This is a genomic window from Acidobacteriota bacterium (assembly GCA_035529075.1).
Lineage (GTDB): Bacteria > Zixibacteria > MSB-5A5 > GN15 > FEB-12 > DATKXK01.
Map to the genome: position 1 here is coordinate 48,900 of DATKXK010000011.1, position 23,328 is coordinate 72,227.

Here is a 23,328-nt window from a genome sequence, read left to right on the forward strand (position 1 = left end):
CATGTCAGCACCCGTTATGGTTACAAAGCGGCTGAGGCTGCTTGACAGATATCTGACGGTGTGGATTTTCCTGGCCATGGGCCTGGGCGTGCTGCTGGGGTATGCCGTCACCGGCATTGAGCAGTTCATCGACACGTTTCAGGTGGGCACGACCAATATCCCCATCGCCATCGGCCTGATTCTCATGATGTACCCGCCGCTGGCCAAGGTCAGGTACGAGGCTATCGGCACGGTCTTCCGAAACGTTCGCGTGCTGCTGTTATCTCTGGTTCAGAACTGGGTTGTCGGGCCGCTCGTAATGTTTGCTCTGGCCGTTGTTTTCCTGTACGACCTGCCGGATTACGCCGTCGGACTTATCATGGTAGGGCTGGCCAGATGTATTGCCATGGTTCTGGTGTGGAACGACCTGGCCGCGGGAGACAAGGAACTGGCCGCCGGGCTGGTGGCCTTTAACGCCATATTCCAGGTGCTTTTCTACGGCGTCTATGCCTGGATCTTCCTGACCTTTCTGCCCCCCCTGTTCGGATTGAGCGGGGTGGTCGTGGACGTGGGCGTCGGCCAGATTGCCACGACGGTGCTGATCTATCTCGGGATTCCGCTGGTCGCCGGCCTGGTCAGTCGGCTTGTGTTGATGCGGGCCAAAGGGCGCGACTGGTACGAGCAGACGTTTGTGCGCCGCATCAGCCCGATTACGCTCGTCGCCCTGCTGTTTACGATCGTCGTGATGTTCTCGTTAAAGGGTGAGCTTATCGTCAGGCTGCCGCTGGACGTGCTGCGTATCGCCGTTCCGCTGGTGCTCTATTTCGTGGCCATGTTCCTGATCACCTTCTTCACGGCCAAAACCAAGCGAATCAACGCCGGGTACTCGCAGAACGCCACCGTGTCGCTGACTGCCGCCAGCAACGACTTCGAGCTGGCCATCGCCGTCGCCGTGGCCGTTTTCGGCATCAGTTCCGCTGCCGCGTTTGCGACGGTCATCGGCCCGCTGGTCGAGGTACCGGTGCTGATCACGCTGGTGAACGTGTCGCTGTACTTCCGCCGGCGCTACTACGGCTCGACGGAAGCTCTCAGCGCGAGGCCCGAGAAGCCTCCCGCTGCCCCGTGATTGGGTCTTGCGGGAGGCGTGCGATACGCGATTCCGGGAGTCGCCGGCGGCCGGGCGCGTAATCCCGCCCCCGAAAGAGCATTGCTCTTTCTTGTGGATTGGAGTAACTTAGTGCAGGCGAAAGTGGCGGAAATGGTAGACGCGCTGGATTTAGGATCCAGTTCCGGCAGGAGTGGGGGTTCGAATCCCCCCTTTCGCATTTCCGCCAGACGGCCCGGGTGCAATGGAACGCCGGCGGCACGCAAGCGGTCCAATCTGACAGAGACACCCGCGTAACAGATGGGTAAACTGCCTGCCGCCGGTGGTAGCCGGTGCCGGCGTTCAGGGTGAGTAGCATGAAAGTAGATTTGAAAGAAACGACGGAACTCGAGCGGGAACTCAATATCGAAGTCGAGCCGGAGACCGTTCAGTCTGCGCTGGAGAAAAAGCTCCATGAAATCAGGCAGACCGTGACGCTCAAGGGTTTTCGCAAGGGGAAGGCACCGCTTGATCTCGTGAAGTCGCTGTATCATGACCAGGCCAAGGCCGACGTCGCCGACAACCTGATCAGAGACACGTACCCCCGGGCGGTGCAGGAGAAGACCCTCCGCGTGGCCGCCCGTCCGACCGTCACGGACCTGAGTTTCGACGACAGCGGCGGCTTTGCTTACACGGTCAGGGTCGAGGTCTTTCCCGAGGTGACGCGGGTGGAATGCGAGGGCTTGACGCTCGAGGCCATCGACACGGAGCCGACCGATGAAGAGGTCGAGGCGATGGTCGCAAATTACCGCAGGCAGTTCTCGGACCTTCGGCCGGTGGACCGGCCCGCCGAGGACGGCGACGTGGTCCTGGCCGACCTGCACAAGCTTTTCGATTCCAAGGAGGCGCTGGTCGGAGATTCCTTTGACAACTCCGAGGTCGATCTCGGCAGCCCGCTGACGGTCAAGGAGTTCAAGGAGGAACTGCCGGGCATGAGTGCTGGTGATTCGAAGGAGTTTACGGTGCATTACGACGAGGGTTACGCCGACTCCAGGTTCGCGGGTGCCCAGATCAGGTACAACTGCACGGTCCGGGCGGTCCAGGAGCGCGTCCTGCCGGAGTTCGACGATGCGTTCGCCAAACGCACCGGTGTTGCGGAAACCGCGCTGGAATTGAAGCTGAAGATGCGAGAGGATATCAGGAGACAGAAAGAGGAGAACCGGACGCGCCGGGACAAGCGCGTGGTGGTCCGACAGATCTGCGAGAAAAACGAAATCCCCGTCCCGGAAGGAACGGTCAACGCGTACCTGGATGCGGTCGTGGAGGATCTCAGGCAGCACCGGTCCGAGGTAACCGAGGAAGAGATACGTCAACAGTATCGACAGGCCGGGATCAATTCCGTCCGCTGGGATATTCTGTGGCATGCGCTCTCGGAGCATGAAAGCATTGAAGTTTCACCCGAGGATTCCGAAAACTGGATAAACGGGTTCGCCGCAGCCAATAAGATGACCCCGCAGCAGGCCCGCCAGGCCCTCCAGCAGTCCGGCAAGGCGGCCGGTCTCCGCGAGTCGTTGCTGGAAGACAAGGTCATGGCCTTTCTGGTCGGGAAGGCGACAAGGGAACCCGCGAGAAAATAGAATATGGAGGTTCGAACCCTTGCGGCCCTTGGGCGCAGGGTGAAGGTGCTTATGAAGGACAAGTTACACGACAGTTACCTGATTCCGATGGTGGTTGAGCAGACCGGTCGTGGTGAGCGCGCCTACGACATTTTCTCTCGCCTGCTCAAAGACAGGATAATCTTCATCGGGACACCGATCGATGATCAGGTTGCGAATGTGGTCATTGCCCAGATGCTGTTTCTGGAAGCGGAGGACCCGGAGAAGGACGTTTTCGTGTATATCAATTCTCCGGGCGGTTCGGTTACGGCCGGCATGGCCCTGTACGACACCATGCAGTTCATCAAGCCGGACATTGCCACCACCTGCGTGGGCCTGGCCGCGTCGATGGGCGCATTTCTGCTGGCCGCCGGGACCGAAGGCAAACGCGCGGCGCTGCCGAACGGCCGGATCATGATTCACCAGCCCATGGGCGGGACCCAGGGGCAGGTGTCCGATATCGTGATCATGACGGAAGAGTTCGCCAAGGCCAAGAAGCGGCTCAACGAGTTGCTGGTCATGCATACCGGCCAGCCCCTCGAAAGGATCGAAAAAGACACCGATCGGAATTACTTTATGTCCCCGGAAGAAGCCCGGGAATACGGCCTGATCGACAAGGTCTACGAGTTCAAGCGCGAGATAAAGAAATAAGACGCCCCGCCGGTCGGTCCGGCACGTGACGGCGCCGCCGCTGCGGGGAACCAACTAACATGCCGAACGACGAGTTTGAACCACGCCTGCCGCAACGCTGTTCGTTCTGCGGCAAAGAATACGGGCAGGTGAAACGGCTCTTTGCAGGGCGCGATGCGCACATTTGCAGCGAGTGCGTGACTCTCTGCTTTGACCTGCTGGAGAGCGTCCCGGACGAGCAGCCTGCCGAGCAGATAGCGGATCTTCCCCGGCCGGCCGATGTCAAGAACTCCCTGGATCAGTACGTCATCGGCCAGGAAACGGCCAAGGTTACGGTATCCGTGGCCGTGTACAACCACTACAAGCGCATAAACCACCTGCAGGCCCTCCGGGCAAAAGGTAAGCTTGAGCCGCAGGACGAAGACGTCGAACTTGAAAAATCCAACATCCTGCTGCTTGGTCCCACCGGTACCGGCAAGACCTTGATCGCGCGAACGCTGGCGAAGTGCCTGAAGGTGCCGTTTACGATCGCCGACGCCACGGTGCTGACCGAAGCCGGGTATGTCGGCGAAGACGTGGAGAATATCCTGGTGCGTTTGTTCCATGCGGCTAATTTCAACGCCGCCAGAACCGAACGCGGAATCATCTACATTGACGAACTGGACAAGATCGCCCGCAAGGACGGAAATCCGTCGATCACCCGTGACGTTTCCGGCGAGGGCGTGCAACAGGGGCTGCTGAAAATCCTCGAAGGGACGGTTGCCAATATCCCCCCCAAGGGAGGCAGGAAGCACCCGGAACAGTCGTTCGTGCAGATCGATACGACCAACATCCTGTTCATCTGCGGCGGCGCCTTTGACGGATTGGAAAAGATTGTGGCCCGCCGGCTGGGGAACAAGGTGGTCGGGTTCGAGGCCGACAAGAAATACGTCAGCGAATCCAGCGAGGATATTCTGGACCATCTCGTCCCCGCCGATCTGATCGAATACGGGCTGATTCCCGAGCTTGTCGGGCGCGTACCCGTCGCAGCCGCCCTTCGACCGCTGGACGAAGAGGCGATGCTGTCCATACTGACCGAACCCAAGAACGCCCTGGTCAAACAGTACGCTCGTCTGCTCGAGATGGAAGGAGTGGAGCTTCAGTTCGAACCCGAGGCGCTCAAGGCGGCTGTCCGACTGGCCCGGGAGCGCAAGACCGGTGCCCGGGCGCTCCGCTCCATTTTCGAACGCGCCATGCTCAACGTGATGTATGAAATCCCCTCAAATCCTGAAGTTGCCGAGGTCGTGGTCACCGGTGAGACGATCACCGAGGGCAGCCCGGCACGCCTTATCACCCACGCCCAGAAGAAGAAGGCCGGTTGAGGCGGCGGCGACGTTCAGCCCAGGTCGAGCCGGTAGACCGGTCGGCTCGGTGCCAGGCGCTGCACCTCTTTGAACCCCAGGCGGGTGAAGATCACCTCGGGCCCGGTAAAAGAGAATGCCGGCGGCAATCGTTTGCCGTTTCTCGTCAGAGTCACAGGATACGCTTCGACGATCTTTCCTCCGCGCCTGCGGATGGCTTTGACCGCTTCGCCTGCCAGGAGTTGGCCCAACCCGATGCGACGGTATTCTTTGACCAGGTAAAAGCAGTTGATCGCCCACAGGCCGGCGGCGCTTTCCGTCCGGTATGACCTGGTCGTCTCCAGGCCCGGGAAATGGGCCTTGGGTCCGAACGAACACCATCCCACCGGTTCCCGGTCGTCAAGTGCGAGGATTCCGTGTGCCTTCCCGGATTTCACGAGTTTCCTGAAGGCCTGTTGATTGGGTGCTCCCTTGACCCTGCTCCACCGCTTGCGGGCATCAGTCAGTCGCCAGAACATGCACCAGCAGCCTCCGCATGCGCCTTTCGTACCGAACAGGCTTTTAACGAGCGGCCAGTCCGTTTCGGTGAGTTCGCGTACGGTGAGCCGTGCGATGTCAGCCGGACTGCACATGTGCGTATGGTAGAGCCGGGACCGGCGGCGGGCAATCACAAACATGGGCGGGTCTCAGTGTCCAGACCCGCCCGTCGGGCGCACGGGGCAGAAACTCCTTGATTTTGACTTCGCAGGGGCTATCTTGCGGCGGTTTCTTCCGAACGGCCGGCTCGGGCGCCAGGACTTTGTCTCGGCCCTGGCGGGTCGCAGCACCGGCAAAGAGAGAACAGCAAACCGCAAATACAGAAGGTGAAGACACATGAAATTCGGCGACAAATTACAGGGTGATATTGTCATTATTGAGATATCGGGCAAGATCATGGGGGGCGAGGAGACGACCATGTTCCACGGCAAGATTCACGAGTACATCCAGATAAAGAAGAGCCATATCGTGCTCGATCTGGCCAAGGTCGAATGGATGAACTCGGTCGGGCTGGGGATGCTGATTTCCGCCCTGACGACCGTCAAAAACGCCGGCGGCCGTCTCGTGCTGGCCAATATCACCAAGATCGAGTCTATTCTGACTATCACACGGTTGATTACGGTTTTTGAGCACTACGACAGCCGCGAAGAGGCAATCAAGTCGTTCGCAGCTTAGGACCTGGCGTAAGTGCGCTATCAGTCTGGAGCAGGCCCCGGTCAGGGGCCTTTCCTTTTTGGGATCCTCCCGGAATGTCAGAATCTGCCTTTCGTGCAAGATTGCGCGGCAGCGCGTAAGGCATTGAACGAAATGCAACTTCCGGCAGTCATATGGCGTAAATAACAATCTACCCGGTGAATACGCTTATCATGTGACGGGGAGTCTTCCATGTGGTACCGTGCTGTCCTGCTGCTTACAGTCACGCTGACGCTCGTGCAGATCTCGGCCATGACTGGCCCCGTTCTGGCTGACGAAACCTTCACCGCTGTGTATCATCCCACGATCCGTGTGCCGCGCGGCGACGGCGAGATCAGAGTTGACGGCGAACTGGACGAGATGATCTGGCGCCAGGCCGCCAGGGCGACGGGTTTTGTGGAGACCAATCCCGGCGACCAGATCAAACCGGGCGTCAGGTCCGAAGCGCTTATCACCTACGACCAGTCCAATCTGTACGTGGCCCTGATAGCTTGGGACGATCCCTCGGAAATCAGGGCCTCTATGCGGGAGCGAGACGCCATCTTCAGTGATGACTACTTCGGGATAATGCTGGACACGTACGGCGATCAGGCCTGGGCATATGAGTTTTTCGTTAACCCGCTCGGCCTCCAGGGGGACCTGCGCATGCTGGCCAGCGGGAATGAGGACATCTCGTTGGACGTGGTGTTCAACTCGTATGGCAAGGTGACCGACAGCGGTTACCAGGTAGAACTGGCGATACCGTTTGCCTCGCTACGGTTTCCCAACAGGCCGGTTCAGACCTGGCGGGCCAATTTCTGGAGAGATCGGCAGCGGGAAAACCGCTACCGGTACTGCTGGGCGGCACAGGACCGCAACGACCCCTGTTTTATCTGCCAGTGGGGGTACTTGACCGGCATCGAGGGCATCGAACCGTCCAGCAACATAGAGATCCTGCCCAACGTGATCGGTTATCAATCGGGTGCGCTGGCCGATTCGGACGATCCCGCCTCAGTTTTTGACAACGCCGATCCGGACGCCGAGCTGGCACTGAACGCCCGCTACGGCATCTCGTCGAACTCGTCGGTGGAGATAGCCGTCAACCCGGATTTCAGCCAGGTCGAATCGGATGCCGGACAGATAGACGTCAACAATCCATTCGGCCTGTGGTTCCCAGAACGTCGACCCTTCTTCCAGGAGGGAAGTGACCTGTTCAGCACGTTTATCGATGCGATCTATTCACGTTCGGTCAATGACCCCATTGTCGCCGGTAAGTTCACGGGTCAGTATGGCCGGACATCGCTGGCCTACCTGGTGGCTCGGGACGAGAATTCACCGCTGCTGTTGCCGTTCGCAGAGCAGAGTATCCTGGCTCAGGCGGGATTCTCCACCGTCAACATCTTTCGTATTCGACAGACGTTTGGCCAGAATTCCTACATCGGTGCCATGGCCACCGACCGCCGCCTCAGCACGTTTTCGCGGGGTGGAGTGGGCGGCGGCTCCGGTTCCGGGTCCACGTACGGAATGGATGCAGCCTGGCGCTTCCTGACCAATTACCGTCTGGAGTTTCAGGTCCTGGGCAGCCACACCGTGGAGCCGCAGGCTCCCGACCTGATCGACACCACCTGGGCGGACGGCCGTGCCCAGGAATCTTTCGACCGGGGACGGCATACCGTTGCCCTGGACGGTGAGGTCTACGACGGCCATGCCGTCTATGCGGGCTTCGAGCGCTCCGCCCGCCACTGGGATGTCGACCTGCATTATGCGGAATTCAGTCCCACCTTCCGGACTGATAACGGCTTCACCACCCGAAATGATTTACGCCGGGCCATGTGTGGCGTTGGGGTCGGCTTCCGGCCAAACAGGGAATGGCTGATTTCCTGGTGGTCGGAGCTTGACGTCGCTCGGATCTGGGATCACGGCGGCCCCATCAATCTGGATCCGTTTTCATTTGTTGAGGGCAACAGAGACGAATGGATCACGGTGGAGATGGGATGCGAGTTGAGGAATCGGACACAGTTGTCTGTCAGCTACCTCAACAGTCAAGAGCGGTTCGCCGGCAGCGTGTTTCCGGGGATCAGCAGGCTGTTCCTGGCAGTTGACAGCCGCCCCGGCGAACTGATCATCAGTGGCCTGAACTACACGGTCGGACGATCGATCTGTCGCGACCGCAGGAGTCCGGAACTGGGTTGGATCAACGACGTCAATGCCTTCGTAACCGTAAAACCCACCCAGCGGCTCCTGATCAACCAGAATCTCAGCTTCTCCAGGATGGAGCATCTTGACCGCTTCCTGCAGGCGCATCCCGGTGTCGGCAGGAAGATCTACTCCGGGTATATCCTTCGCACGCGGCTTACCTATCATTTCACTCGAAAATGGAATCTCCGGCTGGTCGCACAGTATGATGATTTTGACGAGAGGTTTGACCTCGAACCGCTGCTGACCTGGCGGCTGAACCCCTTTACGATCTTTTACGTTGGCGTCAACAACCGCCTTCAGCACTTTGACCCGGACAAGTATACGTCGGTATCCGATTCGCAGTGGGAGACGTCGTCCCGGCAGTTCTTCGCCAAGCTTCAATACCTGTTCAGAATTTGAAGAACGGATGAGCGACGGACTTCGGACCGTCGCACGACACCGGCGCGGTCCCGCATGCGCCGCAGTCTCGGTACACGATAAGGTGGAGGAGAAATACGATGGGACAGCAGATCATACAGGTAGATTCTTTTACCGACCGTCCCTTTGCGGGTAATCCTGCGGCCGTCTGCCTGATGTCGGGACCGGCCGAAGAAGGTTGGATGCAGGCAGTGGCGCGGGAGATGAATCTCTCGAATACCGCTTTTTTCTACCCGGACGGCGACCGGTACCAGTTGCGATGGTTTACACCCCGGGCCGAGGTGGAGTTGTGCGGCCACGCCACGCTCGCCAGCGCTCACGTTCTGTGGCAGGACGGGCACCTGGCCCTCGATGAGGCGGCCCGATTCATCACCAAGAGCGGTGAACTCGTTGCCCGCCGGGACGGCGATTGGATAGAGATGGATTTTCCCGCCACCCCGGTGCAGGAGGCGGCCGCCCCCGCCGAGTTGAGTTCTGCACTCGACGTCGTCCCGAAGTTCGTGGGCAAAAGCAAGTTTGACTACCTCGTGGAGATCGACTCGGAGCAGACCCTCCGTGCGCTCAAGCCGGATTTCGGTCTGCTGGCGCAAGTGCCGTCGCGCGCTGTTATAGTGACCGCCGCCTCAGCGGATCAGAAGTACGACTTTGTTTCCCGCTGTTTCGCTCCCTCGGTTGGCGTTCCCGAAGATCCGGCGACCGGCTCGACACACTGTGCCCTGGGGCCATACTGGAGCCTGCGCCTGGGCAAGCAGAGCATGGCCGCCTGCCAGGCCTCGGAACGGGGCGGCGTGCTGCGAGTTACGGTCGACGGCGAGCGGGTTCGCCTGGGCGGGCAGGCGGTCACGGTGCTGCGCGGCGAGCTTGTTTCGCCCTGAGCACCGGCCGTTGACTTGAGTGACGGCCGTACTGCTTCCGGCTCTTCTTGCCGGGTCGCTCCAACCCGCCGCGCTGCCGGCATCGGCGGGTGGTGCGGCCACATCTGGCGGAAATCTGATTGCGGAATCCGAGAGGTCATCTATATTCCTTAGCACGCCATGAATCGCCTGCTAAGTGACCTCAACGACGCCCAGCGCGAGGCCGTGACGACTACCGAAGGTCCGGTGCTCGTTATCGCCGGCGCCGGATCCGGCAAGACCCGCGTGCTCACCCGACGTCTCGCCTACCTGCTGACCGAACGGCTGGCGGAGCCGCACCAGATCCTCGCGGTGACTTTTACCAACAAGGCGGCAGGTGAGATGAGAGAGCGGGTCGCCCGGCTGATGGGCGGCGAACTGCCCGGATCGCAGGTATCGACGTTCCACTCCTTCTGCGCCCGGGTTCTTCGCCGTGAGGCGCAGGTTCTCGGCTACAGCTCGGATTTTACGATATTCGATGCTGACGATTCGAAAACCCTGATCAAGAACTGCCTGAAAAAACTCGGCTTTTCCGAAACCCAATTTCCCCATCGAGGCCAGTTGCGCACGATCTCGGGTCTGAAAGACCGGATGATCAGTTCTGAAGCTTACGCCGCGACGGCATCCGGTTACTTTGAAACCCGTAGCGCCCAAATCTACTCGCTGTATCAGAAACGTGCGCGCGAGTGCAATGCCATGGACTTCGATGACCTCCTCTTTAACGCCGTCTGGCTTCTCAGGAACGACCCGCAGGTGGGCCGGAAGTACCGGCAACGTTTTCGGTACCTGATGGTCGACGAGTACCAGGACACCAACCACGTGCAGTATCTCCTTCTCAAGGAGCTTCTGGACCACCACCAGAACCTCTGCGTCGTCGGGGACGAGGACCAGTCGATCTACGGATGGCGGGGGGCCGATATTCGCAACATCCTTGATTTCGAAAAGGACTTTCCCGGCGCCAGGGTAGTAAAGCTCGAGCAGAACTACCGTTCCACCGGTACCATTCTCAAAGCAGCCTCGGCCGTGATCGCCAACAACGAGATGCGCAAGGGCAAGACCCTGTACTCCACGCTCGAGGAAGGGGCCGAGCTGGACCTGGTGATGGTGGACAACGCCGAGGAGGAGGCGGCATGGGTAGTTGACCGGATCGTTGCCTCCAACGGTGCGCTGAAGGAAACGGCCATCCTGTACCGTACGAACGCCCAGTCCCGGCCACTCGAAGAACAACTCAGGCGTCGAGGCATCCCCTACCAGGTTTTCGGCGGCGTGGCATTCTACGCGCGAAAAGAGATCAAGGATCTGCTGGCCTATCTCAGGTTGACGTGCAACCCTGCCGACGACGTCGCCTTCGAGCGCATCATCAACTACCCCAGGCGCGGTATCGGTGCCAAGACGCTCGGGCAGATCGCCGCCATAGCCCGGGACAAGGGCGTCTCCCTGCACCAGGTGGCCGTCGAAGCAGAAAACTGCCCCGAACTGACGGGAAAGGTCAAGCGAATAGAACCGTTCGTGCAGATCATCGAGAAGTACCGACTACGCTACCGCGATGAGCCGGTGGACCTGGTGACGCAGGACCTCGTGGAAGAACTCATGATTATTCCCGACCTGATGACCGAAGACCCTGTTTCGGGACAGACGCGGGTGGAGAACGTCGAGGCCTTTATCGAGGGTATCGTCGAGTACGCACAGACCCGGGCCGAGCCAAGGCTGTCCGAGTACCTGCAGGAGATATCGCTGTTTACGGATATCGACGCGTACCGCGAGATCGATGACAAGGTGGTGCTGATGACGATTCACTCGGCCAAGGGACTTGAGTACGATACGGTCTTCATGGTCGGTTTGGAGGAAGGCCGTTTTCCGCTGCAGCGGGCTATTGTCGAACCGGCCCAGCTTGAAGAAGAACGCCGGCTGTTCTACGTTGGCATGACACGGGCGCGCAAACGGGTGTACCTGTCGCTGGCGGCAGTTCGGTTTCAGTTCGGCGAGGTTGAATCCATCCCGTCACGTTTCGTCCGCGAGATTCCCGGTGAGCTGGTTGTGAAATGCGACCAGCGGACCGGGTCGCATCTGCATCGTCCCGCCCCGGGCCGGGCCGCCGGCCGCACGCTTCCGGCCGATTTATCCGGCGATATCAGCGGCACTCACTACGAGTACGAGGGCCAGGAGATGTTCCGCGTGGGCTGCATAGTGTCGCACCCCACCTTTGGCAGGGGCAAAATCGCCAGGGCCGAGGGGTTCGGCGAATCGCTCCGCCTGGAAATCATGTTCCCCGGCGTGGGCATGAAGAAAATCATGGCCAAGTATGCCCGGCTCAGAGTGATCGGCTGACGCACTTCAGAGCCCTCTGCCCGGCTCCCGCGCGGGCCTGAAACCTATCACCTCCCGGAGTGATAGAGCCGCACGGCGGCCGCGTCTACCGACTTCCTTTTTAAGTTGCATCCCTACTGGCGGCAGTGCTTTGTCATGGTTGGATACCGTTCCACAGGAATCAGGTAGCTGTGGACAAGCTGCTTCATTACACTATTTCCAGAAAGCTCGGCAGGGGAAAACACGGCGACGTGTACGTGGCCCTCGATACCGGGCTGGATCGTGTCGTGGCCATAAAGTGCCTCACCCCGCCCCTGTTGACCGGACAGCACCGCGAGAGGTTCCTCGACGACATGGATACACTGCTGTACCTCGATGATCCTCATATCGCGTCTTTCTACTCGCTGGAGGACATTGACGGACAGCAGTACATCATCCGCGAATACGTTGAAGGACAATCGGCCAGCCAACTGCTGGCGTCCGGGCCCGTCCCCTACGAGCGTGCCCTGGCGCTCGGCCAGCAGGCCGCTTCCGGACTGCAACACGCTCACAGACGGAACGTGCTGCACCTGAACGTCACCTCTTCGAACCTCTTCGTGACTCGTCGGGGTCCGGTGCGACTGCTCGATTTCGGTCTGCCGTTTGCTCCTCCCGATACCGATCCTGCCTGTGCCGATCCCGCCGACCTGGTCTATCTGGCGCCGGAGCAGATCGCCGGAAAGCCGGTCGATCACAGGGCCGACCTGTACGCGCTCGGCGTCGTCATCTACGAAATGCTTACCGGCAGGCCGCCGTTCTCGGGAGACGACGCCGGTTCGATCATGGACAGTATCCTGCACCGGGCACCCGACCTTGCCTGTGCGGAGGTCAAGGCTCTCCCTGACGAAGCCCGGCTCCTGCTCGGTAAGCTCCTGTCGCGGGACCCGGCTGATCGATTTTCCGGCAGCGACGAGTTGCGTGCGACCCTGCAGGCCATGACGGCGTACCTGTCCGAGGACCGTGTGCCTGTGCCTCCGGAGCCTCGCTCGGGTACCGGCCGTCAATACCTGCTTATCGCTCTGTTGATTGTGCTGTTGTTGGTCTTCTGGGTGGTCGTGACAACGGTATGGCGATAATCGGCCATTAAGTCGCAGACCTGCCATTGAGGCAAACGGCCGCATATGGTGAACGGGGCAGTGGGGGAAAGTACTTGGTCCGGCGGGCGGATTGCGGTATCTTTCAGGGTTTGGCGGAGTTTTCCGCAGCACAACACAAGTTGCAGGTTATTCGACTATGAAACTTCAACACAACTCTGAAGAGATAGAGATCAGACCGCGTCTGCCCGTCATTCCGCTTCGGGACGTGGTGATGTTTCCGCACATGATCTACCCTTTGCTGGTCGGTCGGGATTTCACGGTCAAGGCGCTCCAGGAGGCTATGGTCCTGCACAAACAGGTCTTCCTCGTCGCCCAGCGATCCTCGACCGTCGACAGCCCGAAAGCCGCCGACCTGTACAGCGTCGGTGTGGTGGCGCGCATCCTGCAGGTGCTCAAAATGGCCAACGGCACCCTTCGCGTCCTGGTCGAGGGACTGGTTCGTGCCGAGATCGTACGCCTGAGCCGTTCCGAGGGCCACTTCTCCGCCCACCTGCGCATCCAGCCGCGCCAGCAGGCTGCCAAGGATCGCGAAACGGAGGCCCTGTCGCGGGCAATCTCCGAGCAGTTTGCCGAATACGTGAGGCTTAACCGCCGGATTCCCGATGAGGTCCTGGTTTCGATAGCGTCGATAGAAGAGCACGATCATCTTGCCGACACCATATCCGGCCACATCCTGCAAAAGATCGAAGCCAAGCAGCACCTTCTCGAGGCGCCGACGATCAAGGAGCAGTTCCAACTGCTGTCCAAGACGCTTCGTGAGGAGATAGAAATACTCAAGATCGAGTTGAAGATCGACGGCACGGTGCGGGAATCGATGTCCCGGGGCCAGCGTGAGGTCTACCTCCAGCAGCAACTGAAGGCGATCAAGGACGAACTGGGGCAGGGGGAGGAGCCCGGCGCCGAGATCGAGGATTTGTACGCACGGCTCGATGAGGGCGAGTACCCCGACGCCGTGCGCACCCGGGCCGAGGAGGAGATCCGGAAACTCTCACGGATGCACCCGTACTCGGCGGAGTCGGGCGTCGTCCGGTCGTATCTTGACTGGCTGCTGGTGCTGCCGTGGAACGTGCGGACCGAGGATCGGACGGATTTCGCGGAGGTGCAGTCAATACTTGACGGTGACCATTACGGCCTGGAGAAGCCGAAGAAGCGCATCCTGGAACATCTGGCGGTCATCAAGCTGGCCGGTAAGGTCAAGGGTCCGATTCTCTGCCTGGTGGGGCCGGCCGGCGTGGGCAAGACCTCCATAGGCCGATCGATCGCACGCGCCCTGGCCAGAAAATTCGCCCGCATGTCGCTCGGCGGGATTCACGACGAGGCGGAGATTCGGGGACATCGCCGTACCTATATCGGGGCAATGCCGGGACGGATCATTCAATCGCTGAAGAAGGCCAAATCCTCATCACCGGTATTTCTGCTGGATGAGGTCGATAAGATCGGCAAGGATTTCCGTGGCGATCCGGCGGCGGCGCTGCTGGAGGTCCTTGACCCGGAGCAGAACAACACGTTCTCGGATAACTACCTCGAGGTGGAGTACGATCTTTCGGACACCCTGTTTATCACCACCGCAAACTCGCACGTTTCGATACCGCAGCCTCTGCGCGACCGCATGGAGATCATCCACCTGCCGGGTTACCTCGACTTCGAGAAAGCGGCCATCGCGCGCGACTACCTGATTCCGAAACTCGTCCGGGAACTGGGGCTGCAGAAACTTCGATTGGAGTTGCGCGAGGAGGCGCTGTTCGAGATTATCCGCTTCTACACGCGGGAGGCCGGAGTTCGCGAGCTTGAACGTACGCTCGCTGCCGTTCTGCGCCGGACGGCGGTGGATCTGGCCAAAGGCAGACGGATCCGGCAGCTGGTGTTAAACAAGAATCGCGTGCACCGGGCGCTCGGGCCGCGAAAGTACGTGGAAACAAACATCAAGTCTCAGCCTACCGTCGGCTATGCCGTCGGCCTGGCCTGGACCGAACTCGGCGGCGATGCGTTGCCCGTTGAGGTCGTGCCCATGCGCGGTAAAGCCAGGTTGACGCTGACCGGGTCGCTGGGCGACGTCATGCGCGAGTCGGCGGCGGCGGCTCTGTCGTATATCCGCAAGCACGCCGCGAGCTTCGGCCTGCCGGAAGATTTTTACGAAAAACTGGAGCTGCATGTGCACATCCCCGAGGGAGCGGTGCCGAAGGACGGGCCCTCGGCAGGCATTACCCTGATGACGGCCCTGCTGTCCGCGGTGACCGGGATTCCGGTCTGCACCGACATTGCCATGACCGGGGAGATCACCTTAACCGGTGACATACTGCCGGTTGGCGGGCTGAACGAAAAATTGCTGGCCGCCAAGCGGCTCGGAATCATCCATATTATTGTGCCGGAGAGGAATCGGAAAGACATTACTGAGCTGCCGGGAGAGCTTGTCAAGGGACTTCAGCTGCGCTACGCGCGGAATGTCAAAGACGTTTTGAAGGTAGCGATGACCCAGTCACCGTACGTGAGTTCTCGGATTAAACACGGCACCCAACCCGCGGTCCGGCTCGACCGATGACCGGTCACGTCGACTGCGGGCAACCGGCCGCAGGTCAGGAGAGAACCATTAGCACCAACAAGCGACTTGACAGCCGATTCATCGGCTCCTTCTTTGCCATGGAGCAACTGCCGAACGACCGGCGCCCCCAGGTCGCCATCGCCGGCCGTTCCAACGTCGGCAAATCATCGCTGCTTAACCAGGTTCTCTCAAGCCGCAAGCTGGCCAGGGTGTCCTCGACTCCGGGCAGGACCCGCTCGCTGAATTTCTTTCTCGTTAACGAGAAGTACTACCTCGTCGACCTGCCCGGGTATGGGTACGCCAAAGTCCCCGGAGCGGTGAAGGCGCGGTGGCAAAAGCTGATGCAACAGTACCTCACCACCGCCGAGGACCTTATCGGCCTGATCCTGTTGCTTGATTGCCGGAGGGAGATCACGGCTCAGGACAACCAGCTGGCCGCCTGGCTGGCCGAACGTGAACTTCCGGTCCTGCTGGTCGTGACCAAGGCCGATAAGCTCAGCCGGAGCAGGCTCGAAGAGAGGTTGCGACGTGTCGAGAACGAACTCGGTACCGACGTGGTCGCCTGCTCCGTCGTCTCAGGAATGGGCAAGAGAGAGTTGACGGATGCCGTGCGCGAACTGGTGAGGCGTCACGTGAAGCTGTGAAAGGTCTGTAACGATGGGTAACAATAGAGTTATAGTTGGTTGTCAGTGGGGAGATGAAGGCAAGGGGAAGATAGCCGACTTGCTGGCGTCCGACGCTGATATTATCGTGCGGTTCCAGGGTGGGGCCAACGCCGGACACACGGTCATCGTTGGTGACACGAAGTATATTCTTCACCTGATTCCCTCGGGCATCATCCATCCGGACAAGGTCTGTTACATAGGCAACGGGGTGGTTCTGGATCCGGTGGCGTGCAAGGAGGAGCTGGACTTCCTCGTGGGCCAGGGCGTCGACTACCACGGCCGCCTGTTCATTTCGCCGGCCGCGAATCTGGTGCTTCCGTATCACAAGCTTATCGAGGCGGTTGAGGAGGAGAAGCGCGGGGCGGCGTGGATCGATACCACCAAACGAGGTATCGGCCCGGCCTACGTGGACAAAGTGGCCCGGCACGGCATCCGTATGATTGACCTGTTTGCACCCGACCGCCTGAAAAAACGGCTGGACTTCCAGCGGCAGATAAAGTCACGGTACTTGGAAGGATCGGCCGACGAACGCGCCGATCTGGATCGGACCTATGAAACCCTGCTGGGCCTGGCTGACCTGTTCCGTCCCATGGTGGTCGACGTATCCTATCGCCTGCACCAGGCCTACCGGGAGGGCAAGACTATTCTGTACGAGGGGGCCCAGGGGACGATGCTTGACGTCGACCTCGGCACCTACCCGTACGTGACGTCGTCCAACACTACCGTGGGCGGCGTTCTTACCGGCCTTGGTATCGGCGTGCGCATGATTGACGAGGTGGTGGGAGTGGTCAAGGCGTACACGACGCGCGTGGGCGCCGGGTGGTTTCCCACGGAACTGGTCAGTGACATCGGCGATCGCATGCGTGATCGCGGCGCCGAGTACGGCGCGGCAACCGGCCGTCCCCGCCGATGCGGGTGGCTGGACCTGGTGACGCTCCGGCACGCCGTCAGGATCAACGGCGTGGACTCCATCGCCGTGACCAAGCTGGACGTTCTCGACGAATTCGCGGAGATCAAGGTGTGCGTCGCGTATGAGTTGGACGGACAGCGCCTGGGTCAGGTGCCGCTGGATCTCGCGGCGCTCGGCCACGCCAAGCCCGTGTACGAAGTGCTGCCCGGGTGGCAGCGTGACACCAGCGGGGTGACCTCATTTGACTCCTTGCCGGAGAAGGCGAGGACGTACCTCAAATTCATGGCCGATGATCTCGCGGTCGGTATTTGCATGGTATCGACGGGCGCCAGACGGAACGAAACGATCATGGTCTGACGCCTCGCGTTTGAGCAACATTGGCAAAGGTTTACGGGGGAAGCTAAACGATAAGATCTGGAGAGAGGAGACAACACGACGTGAGAGTATTCACAATCGTTCTGCTGGCGGCGTTGGCCCTGTCCTGCAAAACGGAGCAACAACAAGTCGGGGAAGTGGCCGGTACGGTCACTGATCTGGGTGTCAGGTACGAGGAACTGGTGGTGGGTACCGGCAAACAGGCGGAAATGGGCTCCCCGGTCGAGTGCCATTACACCCTCTGGTTTGCCGATTCCGCAGGGACCAAGCTGCAGCGGTTTCAGAGTTCGAAGGACGGCGGCCAGCCGTTCCAGTGCACGCTGGGCCAGCGCCTGATCACTGGCTGGTCTGATGGAATGGTCGGGATGAAGGAAGGCGGAATCCGTCGGCTTATTATCCCGCCCGAACTGGGCTATGGCAAGGGCGGCGGCCCGATACCTCCGGATCAGTGGCTGGTGTTCGAGATCGAGTTCCTCAAGCTGCTTCAATAGCAGGGATTCTGCGCCCGTGCAGCGGCTGGTCAGCCGCTGCGGTGGCCTTCAAGGCAGGCGCGACCGGCTGCCCGGGCAAGCCAAACTGACGAAAAAAAGCGCCGCGTCCCGCGGCGCTTTTCGTCTCTACAGGAGGTAATGCAATCATCGCATCGGTATATGAAAAGCTGAGCCTATGATACAGGCTGTCGCTTCTCTTGTGTCACGGAAATGTCATGACTCTGGAAAAAACTGGCAAATAATGGCGCCGGCTGCACCGCGACAGGCGCCGGGCCGGCAAACGGGCTGTCGCAACGGCGACGAAGTCAGCATGAAATTACAGAATTGCGTTGACATCCCCGGCCGAGACGATATTTTGTTGTGCTGAGACACATCGCCCTTGAGAGGTTTTTATGGGGGTGTAGCTCAGTGGTAGAGCATCTGCCTTTTAAGCAGGTTGTCGATGGTTCGATCCCATCCACCCTCATAAAAGTCTCTTGGCTAAATGCGCCGCTAGCTCAGTTGGTAGAGCAGCTGACTCTTAATCAGCGGGTCCGGGGTTCGAATCCCTGGCGGCGTATTTTTCCATGCCCCAGCGGCGGGACCCGCCGGGCTTGAGCCGTTTGCTTTTCCGAGCGATTCCCTGTATAAATAAGTAGATCGGATTCGGGCCGGATGCTTCTGACCGGTCCTGAGAGAAGGGTTGTGCGGTTATGTCACGTGGTAAAGCAGTCGTACTGCTCAGCGGTGGAATCGACTCTTCCACCACGCTGGCTGCGGCCGGCGCGGACGGGTACGAACTGTATGCGATCAGTTTTGATTACGGCCAGCGCCACCGGCTCGAACTTGAGTCGGCCGGGAAAATCGCCCTGGCTGTCGGCGTACAGAAGCACCTCGTGATGTCGGTCGACCTGGCGCTGATCGGCGGGTCGGCGCTCACCGACCAGATCGCCGTTCCCAAGAACCGTTCGCTCGATACCATCGGCTCCGACATTCCCATAACGTACGTTCCGGCCCGCAACACCATCTTCCTGTCCCTGGCCCTGGCCTGGGCCGAGGTCGCGGGCGCGCGGCACATCCTTATCGGCGCTAACGCCGTTGACTATTCCGGCTATCCGGATTGCCGGCCGGAATTCATCTACGCCTTTGAGTCCATGGCCAACCTGGCGACGCGGCGGGGAGTGGCCGGGGAGGGCATCGAGATCAGGGCGCCGCTTATGGAGTTGACGAAGGCCGAGATTATCAGGCGCGGCCTGGAGCTGGGGCTTGATTACGCCATGACCTTTAGCTGTTATGACCCGACGGATGACGGTCTGTCGTGCGGCGAGTGCGATAGTTGCCGGCTCAGGCACAGGGGGTTCCTCGATGCCGAGATCGCCGATCCCACCAAATATGCGGTGACACCCCGGGTCTGAGGCCGGATGAAACGATCGGAACGCATTGTCCCCTGGCCAGGTCAGTCAGCCGGCAGGCTGCCGCTCACGGAGATGTTCTATTCCGTTCAGGGGGAAGGCCGCTTCGCCGGGTTTCCGGCGCTCTTTCTCCGTTTCAAGTACTGCAATCTCGGGTGTGACTGGTGCGACGCGCGTTTCACCTGGGACCCCGATGCCATTGAGGCGGGCGAGCTGCTTGCTCCCGGCGACATCGCCGGGCGGGCGGGCCGTATGGTCGGGGAAAGGAAACTGAACCCGGGGGGGCTCCATGTTGTCCTTACCGGCGGGGAGCCGATGCTGCATCAGCAAACCCTGTCGGCCCTGATCGCCCGTATGAATGCGGCCGGATTTGACTTCTTTGAAATCGAGACCAACGGCACGCTGGTGCCGAGCAGGACGATGTGCGAGGCCATCTCGTGGTGGAACTGTTCGCCCAAGCTGGCCAACAACGGCCGACCGCAAGGAGAGAATATCGTCCCGGAGGCGTTGCGGGCGATTGCGGCCACCGGTCGCGCCGATTTCAAATTTGTCGTGTGCTCCCCCGATGACGTCGGCGAAATAGTCGAACAGTTCATGCCCCTTGTGCCCGCGGATCGTATTATATTGATGCCTGAAGGAACGTCGGCAACGGATCAACTCGAGGCGATGCCGTGGCTTCTTGACGAGTGCGCGCGGCACGGCTTCAAGTTCTCGCCCCGGCTCCATATTCTGGCCTGGGGGAACGAGCGAAGACGATAACGGCGGGTAGGTAAAACATGCGCGTAAAACTGTCCAAGCAGTTTCATTTCGAGGCGTCGCATCGCCTGGATCATCTGCCTCCTGAACACCCCTGCCACGAACTGCACGGTCACAGCTACCGGGTGGAAGTCGAAGTGGCCGGCGAGGTCAGCGAAACCACCGGTTTTCTCATTGACTACCACGACCTCAAGCGCATCGTCCAGCCTGTGATTGACAGATTGGATCACAAGAATCTGAACGACGTTGACGGTCTCGAGTTGACCTCCACCGAGTACGTGTCCAGGTGGCTCTGGGAGCGGATCAAGCCCGGACTCCCGATCCTGAGCAGGATCACGGTCTACGAAACGGCCACCAGCAAGTGTGAGTACGAAGGCTGACGGCGTTCAACGCGTGTCGGCCGTGTATTCCCGAACGATGGTCGTCTGAATCCCTCCCCGGGCGTGAAAGATCCCTTCCAGGCGTAGCCGACGCGGTTTGGCCGCCGCTACCACGTCCTCGGCCATCTTGTTGACCACGTTCTCGTGAAAGATGCCCTTGTTGCGGTAGGCCAGAGTGTACTCTTTGAGACTCTTCAGTTCGATGCAGTGCTGGTCCGGAACGTAGGTCAGGTGAAGCGTGGCAAAATCCGGCAGACCGGTCCTGGGGCAGACGCACGTGAATTCCGGGATCGCCATCCTGATCTCGTAGTCCCGGTCGGCGTAGATATTGCCGAATGTCTCGATTTCGGGCGTCTTCCAGTCCCGGATGTCGCCCTGCAGGTCTTCGTAGTTCGATTCGTTCATAGCCCCAATATAGTGCCGACGGCATTGCGTGCCAACTGCCCGTGCTCACTCTTTCAGGTACACCGTCTTTGCTTTTCGTACCACCAGCCCATCCTTCTCAAGACCTGCGACGGCTCGTTCCACCTCGGCGGCTGACCGGCTCAGAACGCGGGCAATCGTGCCCGTGCGGAGCTGTCTGCGCGTGGTCAGGCGGCGGATGATCTCACCGCGAATCTGGCGTATCGAACCATCGAAGGCCTTCTGTCGGGCCAGCGGCCTGACCGTGCCAAGCTGCCTGGGCAGCGCCAGGGCGCTATAATCCATCAAGGCATAATGCCACTCGCGGGCCTGCTTTCTTGGCAGCAGTTGCAGCGCCACAGACTCGAGCTGGCGGGGGGTTGTCGACGGAGGCAATTGCAACTCGTGGATCAGGACCCGGCGGATGTTGATGTCAACCGCCACAAACGGTTTGTTGTAGGCGAAAATCGGAATGGCCCGCGACGTGTACGGGCCGATCCCGGGCAACCGGATCAGAGCAGCAGGGTCGTCAGGCAAGATGCCGCCGTGTCGAGCAATCACGACGCGAGCCATCTCCCTGAGGAAAAGCGCCCTCCGGTTGTATCCCAGCCCCGACCAGGCGGCCAGCAGTTGCCGGCTCGATGCCTCGGCCAGGGCGGACCAGGCGGGCCAGCGTGCAATCCAGCTGTCGTACCTGGGCACGACGCGTTCCACCTGCGTTTGCTGCAGCATGATTTCGGCAACCGCAATCCTGTACGGATCGCGCGTCTGGCGGAATGGCAGTGAACGTCCATGCTCCCGGTAAAAAGCCCGGATTTTGCGCCGAAAACTGTACACTTTCTCTCTTGATATGGTCACGGGAGACGAGTATACGGCATACGGGGCCGACCGGCAAGACGTTGCGCCCTGGTTTGCCATCGTCTGCGTTGACTGCCGTCACGCCGAGGTGTATCTTCAGTCCATGCGGAATCCTCCTGCGCTCGGTCGCTCTCTGCCCGGAATCAATCCGGGCGCGGTTTCAGGATACGTGGTCACGCTGGGAATCGTCTTCGCGGCCTTCCTGGTGTACGCCTTGTTGAGGAAACCGCTCTACTTATGGGCGGCGGCCGGTTTGCCCGTGGCTCTTCTCGTAGTGTCCAACCCGCGGGTGGCGCTCTGGCAGTTTGTGTTCGTGCTCTTCATCTATGTCCCGGCCATCAGGAGCATCCCCCTCTACCTGGTGGATATCAGCGCCATGCTGGCCATCCTCGCTGCGGCACTCGACCTGTTCCTGCGCGGTGGCGGGCCGGGCCGGCCGCCCCTGCTGGCCGGTAACTATCTGGCTATTCTTGCGGCCCTGGCCATAGCCGGTCTGTTCAGCTATGATCCGTCGAGGGCCCTGCGACCACTGCTTAGAGTCGGCGTTCTGTTTGTCACTTTTCTTTCGGTGTATCGTCTGGCCGGCCGGGCCGATGTCGCGAGGATGCTCAGCCTTTTCTTCGGCCTTTGCGCCGTGTATTCGGCGTTCGTCGTGGGGCAGTTTCTCGCCGGCGGCGGTTCCGTTCGAGTGTTCGGACTTGCCCGCGTTGCTTTCGATGAATTGGCCATGCTGGCTCTGCCGGTCGGTGTGGCACTGTTTCTGTGGTCATCTGACAGGCGAGCAATACCATATTTGATCGGTTCAGTTCTGGTGGCCGGAGCCCTGGTGGCAACGCAATCCCGGGCCTCCATCCTGTTCGGCTTTACAGCCGCGTTTCTGGCCCTGGCCATTACCTTTCTGCGGGTGCGAAGAATGCGCGGAGCGACGGGCCTTGCAGGGGCGGACGCCGGGTTGGTTCTGACGGCCCGATCGGCCGGGCGGCGGTCGGGCGCCCTGGTGGTTTCGTTTTTAGTCCTGGCCGCGACCGTCATGGTTCTGCAGCAGGGACTCTTTCAGGGCGTACTGGCAAGGTTCGAGGGCTTGTTCACATCCCGACCCGGCGGGACCTTTCTGCTGCGCATCACACTGTGGAAGACAGCCCTTGCCGCCTTCTGGGATCATCCCCTGTTGGGCGTGGGTCCCGGGATGTTTCGCCGCATTTCCGACGTCTACACTACCATTCACCTCGATCCTACCTTCCTGTGGGTCAGGGGAAAGTCGGCTCACAATCTCTTCCTGCATTACCTTGCGGAAACTGGACTGGTGGGCGCTGCCGCCCTGCTGGCGCTGTTTGTCAACCAACTGCGTCTCATAAGGCGGCGGTGGGTACGGGTCGCCGATCCGAACCGGTTCGGCCCGACTCTGGCACTGTACCTTTGCGGGCTGCTGCTTCTGGCTACCACCTTGTTGGAGGCGGGCTGGATGTGGGGCCAGACGGGTTTTATCGCGGTCTTTTTCCTGGCTGTCATCGCACGCCAGGCGGACCGTGACAGGCGGGCATCGTTGAGGTCGGTCACGGCGGCGGGGCTTGCCGAGAGTGAGAGCACACCGGGTTAAACCTTGACAGCGTGGGTTTGATTGACTATAATAAAATGGATTGGGATGCCTGATCCCGTTTGGAAAGACCCTCACAATTGCGCTTCCCGCCATACGCAAGTTGCACTGAATTTGT

General features: G+C 60.3%; 20 protein-coding genes and 3 tRNA genes. 20 read left to right on the forward strand and 3 right to left on the reverse strand.

Translation table 11 applies throughout. The annotated features are described in order from the left end of the window. Position 1: 1 nt before the first annotated feature. The 5 genes from arsB to clpX all read left to right on the forward strand — a co-directional run bounded on the left by arsB (position 2) and on the right by clpX (position 4,709). Positions 2–1,105 (forward strand): ACR3 family arsenite efflux transporter, encoded by a 1,104-nt coding sequence (gene arsB / locus VMY05_05755; GenBank protein ID HUV30574.1) that lies wholly within the window; start codon positions 2–4, stop codon positions 1,103–1,105. A gap of 117 nt (positions 1,106–1,222) precedes the next feature. Further along, a tRNA-Leu gene (locus VMY05_05760) sits at positions 1,223–1,304 on the forward strand. 136 nt (positions 1,305–1,440) lie between these two features. After that, entirely contained in the window at positions 1,441–2,700 is a 1,260-nt protein-coding gene (gene tig, locus VMY05_05765) for a trigger factor (protein HUV30575.1), read from the forward strand. Positions 2,701–2,751: 51 nt separating this feature from the next. Beyond that, entirely contained in the window at positions 2,752–3,369 is a 618-nt protein-coding gene (gene clpP, locus VMY05_05770) for an ATP-dependent Clp endopeptidase proteolytic subunit ClpP (protein HUV30576.1), read from the forward strand. A 59-nt stretch (positions 3,370–3,428) separates the two neighbouring features. Then, positions 3,429–4,709 (forward strand): ATP-dependent Clp protease ATP-binding subunit ClpX, encoded by a 1,281-nt coding sequence (clpX, locus tag VMY05_05775; GenBank protein HUV30577.1) that lies wholly within the window; start codon positions 3,429–3,431, stop codon positions 4,707–4,709. Positions 4,710–4,723: 14 nt separating this feature from the next. Here clpX and VMY05_05780 read toward each other — a convergent pair whose 3' ends face one another. Continuing rightward, the gene (locus tag VMY05_05780; protein HUV30578.1) at positions 4,724–5,206 is read right to left on the reverse strand and encodes a GNAT family N-acetyltransferase; all 483 of its coding nucleotides are present in this window, start codon (positions 5,204–5,206) and stop codon (positions 4,724–4,726) included. A gap of 355 nt (positions 5,207–5,561) precedes the next feature. Between VMY05_05780 and VMY05_05785 the strand changes: the two genes are divergently transcribed. The 14 genes from VMY05_05785 to queD all read left to right on the forward strand — a co-directional run bounded on the left by VMY05_05785 (position 5,562) and on the right by queD (position 20,356). After that, the gene (locus VMY05_05785) at positions 5,562–5,900 is read left to right on the forward strand and encodes an STAS domain-containing protein (GenBank protein ID HUV30579.1); all 339 of its coding nucleotides are present in this window, start codon (positions 5,562–5,564) and stop codon (positions 5,898–5,900) included. A 210-nt stretch (positions 5,901–6,110) separates the two neighbouring features. After that, positions 6,111–8,495, forward strand: coding sequence for a DUF5916 domain-containing protein (locus tag VMY05_05790; GenBank protein HUV30580.1), 2,385 nt, complete (start codon positions 6,111–6,113; stop codon positions 8,493–8,495). Positions 8,496–8,593: 98 nt separating this feature from the next. Next, positions 8,594–9,388: a PhzF family phenazine biosynthesis protein gene (locus tag VMY05_05795; protein HUV30581.1), complete on the forward strand. Its 795-nt coding sequence runs from the start codon at positions 8,594–8,596 to the stop codon at positions 9,386–9,388. A 159-nt stretch (positions 9,389–9,547) separates the two neighbouring features. Beyond that, positions 9,548–11,734 (forward strand): UvrD-helicase domain-containing protein, encoded by a 2,187-nt coding sequence (locus tag VMY05_05800; protein HUV30582.1) that lies wholly within the window; start codon positions 9,548–9,550, stop codon positions 11,732–11,734. Between the two features lie 170 nt (positions 11,735–11,904). Continuing rightward, positions 11,905–12,828, forward strand: coding sequence for a serine/threonine-protein kinase (locus tag VMY05_05805; protein HUV30583.1), 924 nt, complete (start codon positions 11,905–11,907; stop codon positions 12,826–12,828). Positions 12,829–12,985: 157 nt separating this feature from the next. Next, positions 12,986–15,388 (forward strand): endopeptidase La, encoded by a 2,403-nt coding sequence (lon, locus tag VMY05_05810; protein ID HUV30584.1) that lies wholly within the window; start codon positions 12,986–12,988, stop codon positions 15,386–15,388. After that, positions 15,385–16,032, forward strand: a complete 648-nt coding sequence (yihA, locus tag VMY05_05815; GenBank protein HUV30585.1) for a ribosome biogenesis GTP-binding protein YihA/YsxC — start codon at positions 15,385–15,387, stop codon at positions 16,030–16,032. Before lon ends, yihA begins: the two co-directional genes overlap by 4 nt. A 13-nt stretch (positions 16,033–16,045) precedes the next feature. After that, positions 16,046–17,320, forward strand: coding sequence for an adenylosuccinate synthase (locus tag VMY05_05820; GenBank protein ID HUV30586.1), 1,275 nt, complete (start codon positions 16,046–16,048; stop codon positions 17,318–17,320). Between the two features lie 80 nt (positions 17,321–17,400). Continuing rightward, positions 17,401–17,829 carry an FKBP-type peptidyl-prolyl cis-trans isomerase gene (locus tag VMY05_05825; protein HUV30587.1) on the forward strand — a complete coding sequence of 143 codons (429 nt, stop codon included), beginning with the start codon at positions 17,401–17,403 and terminating at the stop codon, positions 17,827–17,829. A gap of 394 nt (positions 17,830–18,223) precedes the next feature. After that, positions 18,224–18,295 (forward strand) — tRNA-Lys (locus VMY05_05830). A 20-nt stretch (positions 18,296–18,315) separates the two neighbouring features. Then, positions 18,316–18,388, forward strand: a tRNA-Lys gene (locus VMY05_05835). Between the two features lie 133 nt (positions 18,389–18,521). Continuing rightward, a complete protein-coding gene (gene queC, locus VMY05_05840; GenBank protein ID HUV30588.1) occupies positions 18,522–19,223 on the forward strand; it encodes a 7-cyano-7-deazaguanine synthase QueC in 702 nt (233 codons plus the stop codon). Positions 19,224–19,229: 6 nt separating this feature from the next. Then, complete coding sequence (locus VMY05_05845) at positions 19,230–19,979, forward strand: 7-carboxy-7-deazaguanine synthase QueE (GenBank protein ID HUV30589.1); 750 nt, start codon at positions 19,230–19,232, stop codon at positions 19,977–19,979. Between the two features lie 17 nt (positions 19,980–19,996). Continuing rightward, entirely contained in the window at positions 19,997–20,356 is a 360-nt protein-coding gene (gene queD, locus VMY05_05850; protein ID HUV30590.1) for a 6-carboxytetrahydropterin synthase QueD, read from the forward strand. A gap of 6 nt (positions 20,357–20,362) precedes the next feature. On the opposite strand, the gene queF is transcribed toward queD, so the two are convergent. Together queF and VMY05_05860 are read right to left on the reverse strand one after the other, a co-directional pair. Continuing rightward, complete coding sequence (gene queF / locus VMY05_05855) at positions 20,363–20,761, reverse strand: preQ(1) synthase (protein ID HUV30591.1); 399 nt, start codon at positions 20,759–20,761, stop codon at positions 20,363–20,365. Positions 20,762–20,806: 45 nt separating this feature from the next. Continuing rightward, positions 20,807–21,490: a Fe-S cluster assembly protein HesB gene (locus VMY05_05860; protein HUV30592.1), complete on the reverse strand. Its 684-nt coding sequence runs from the start codon at positions 21,488–21,490 to the stop codon at positions 20,807–20,809. Between the two features lie 85 nt (positions 21,491–21,575). On the opposite strand from VMY05_05860, the gene VMY05_05865 reads away from it, so the two are divergent. Further along, positions 21,576–23,213 carry an O-antigen ligase family protein gene (locus tag VMY05_05865; GenBank protein ID HUV30593.1) on the forward strand — a complete coding sequence of 546 codons (1,638 nt, stop codon included), beginning with the start codon at positions 21,576–21,578 and terminating at the stop codon, positions 23,211–23,213. The last annotated feature ends 115 nt before the right edge of the window (positions 23,214–23,328 follow it).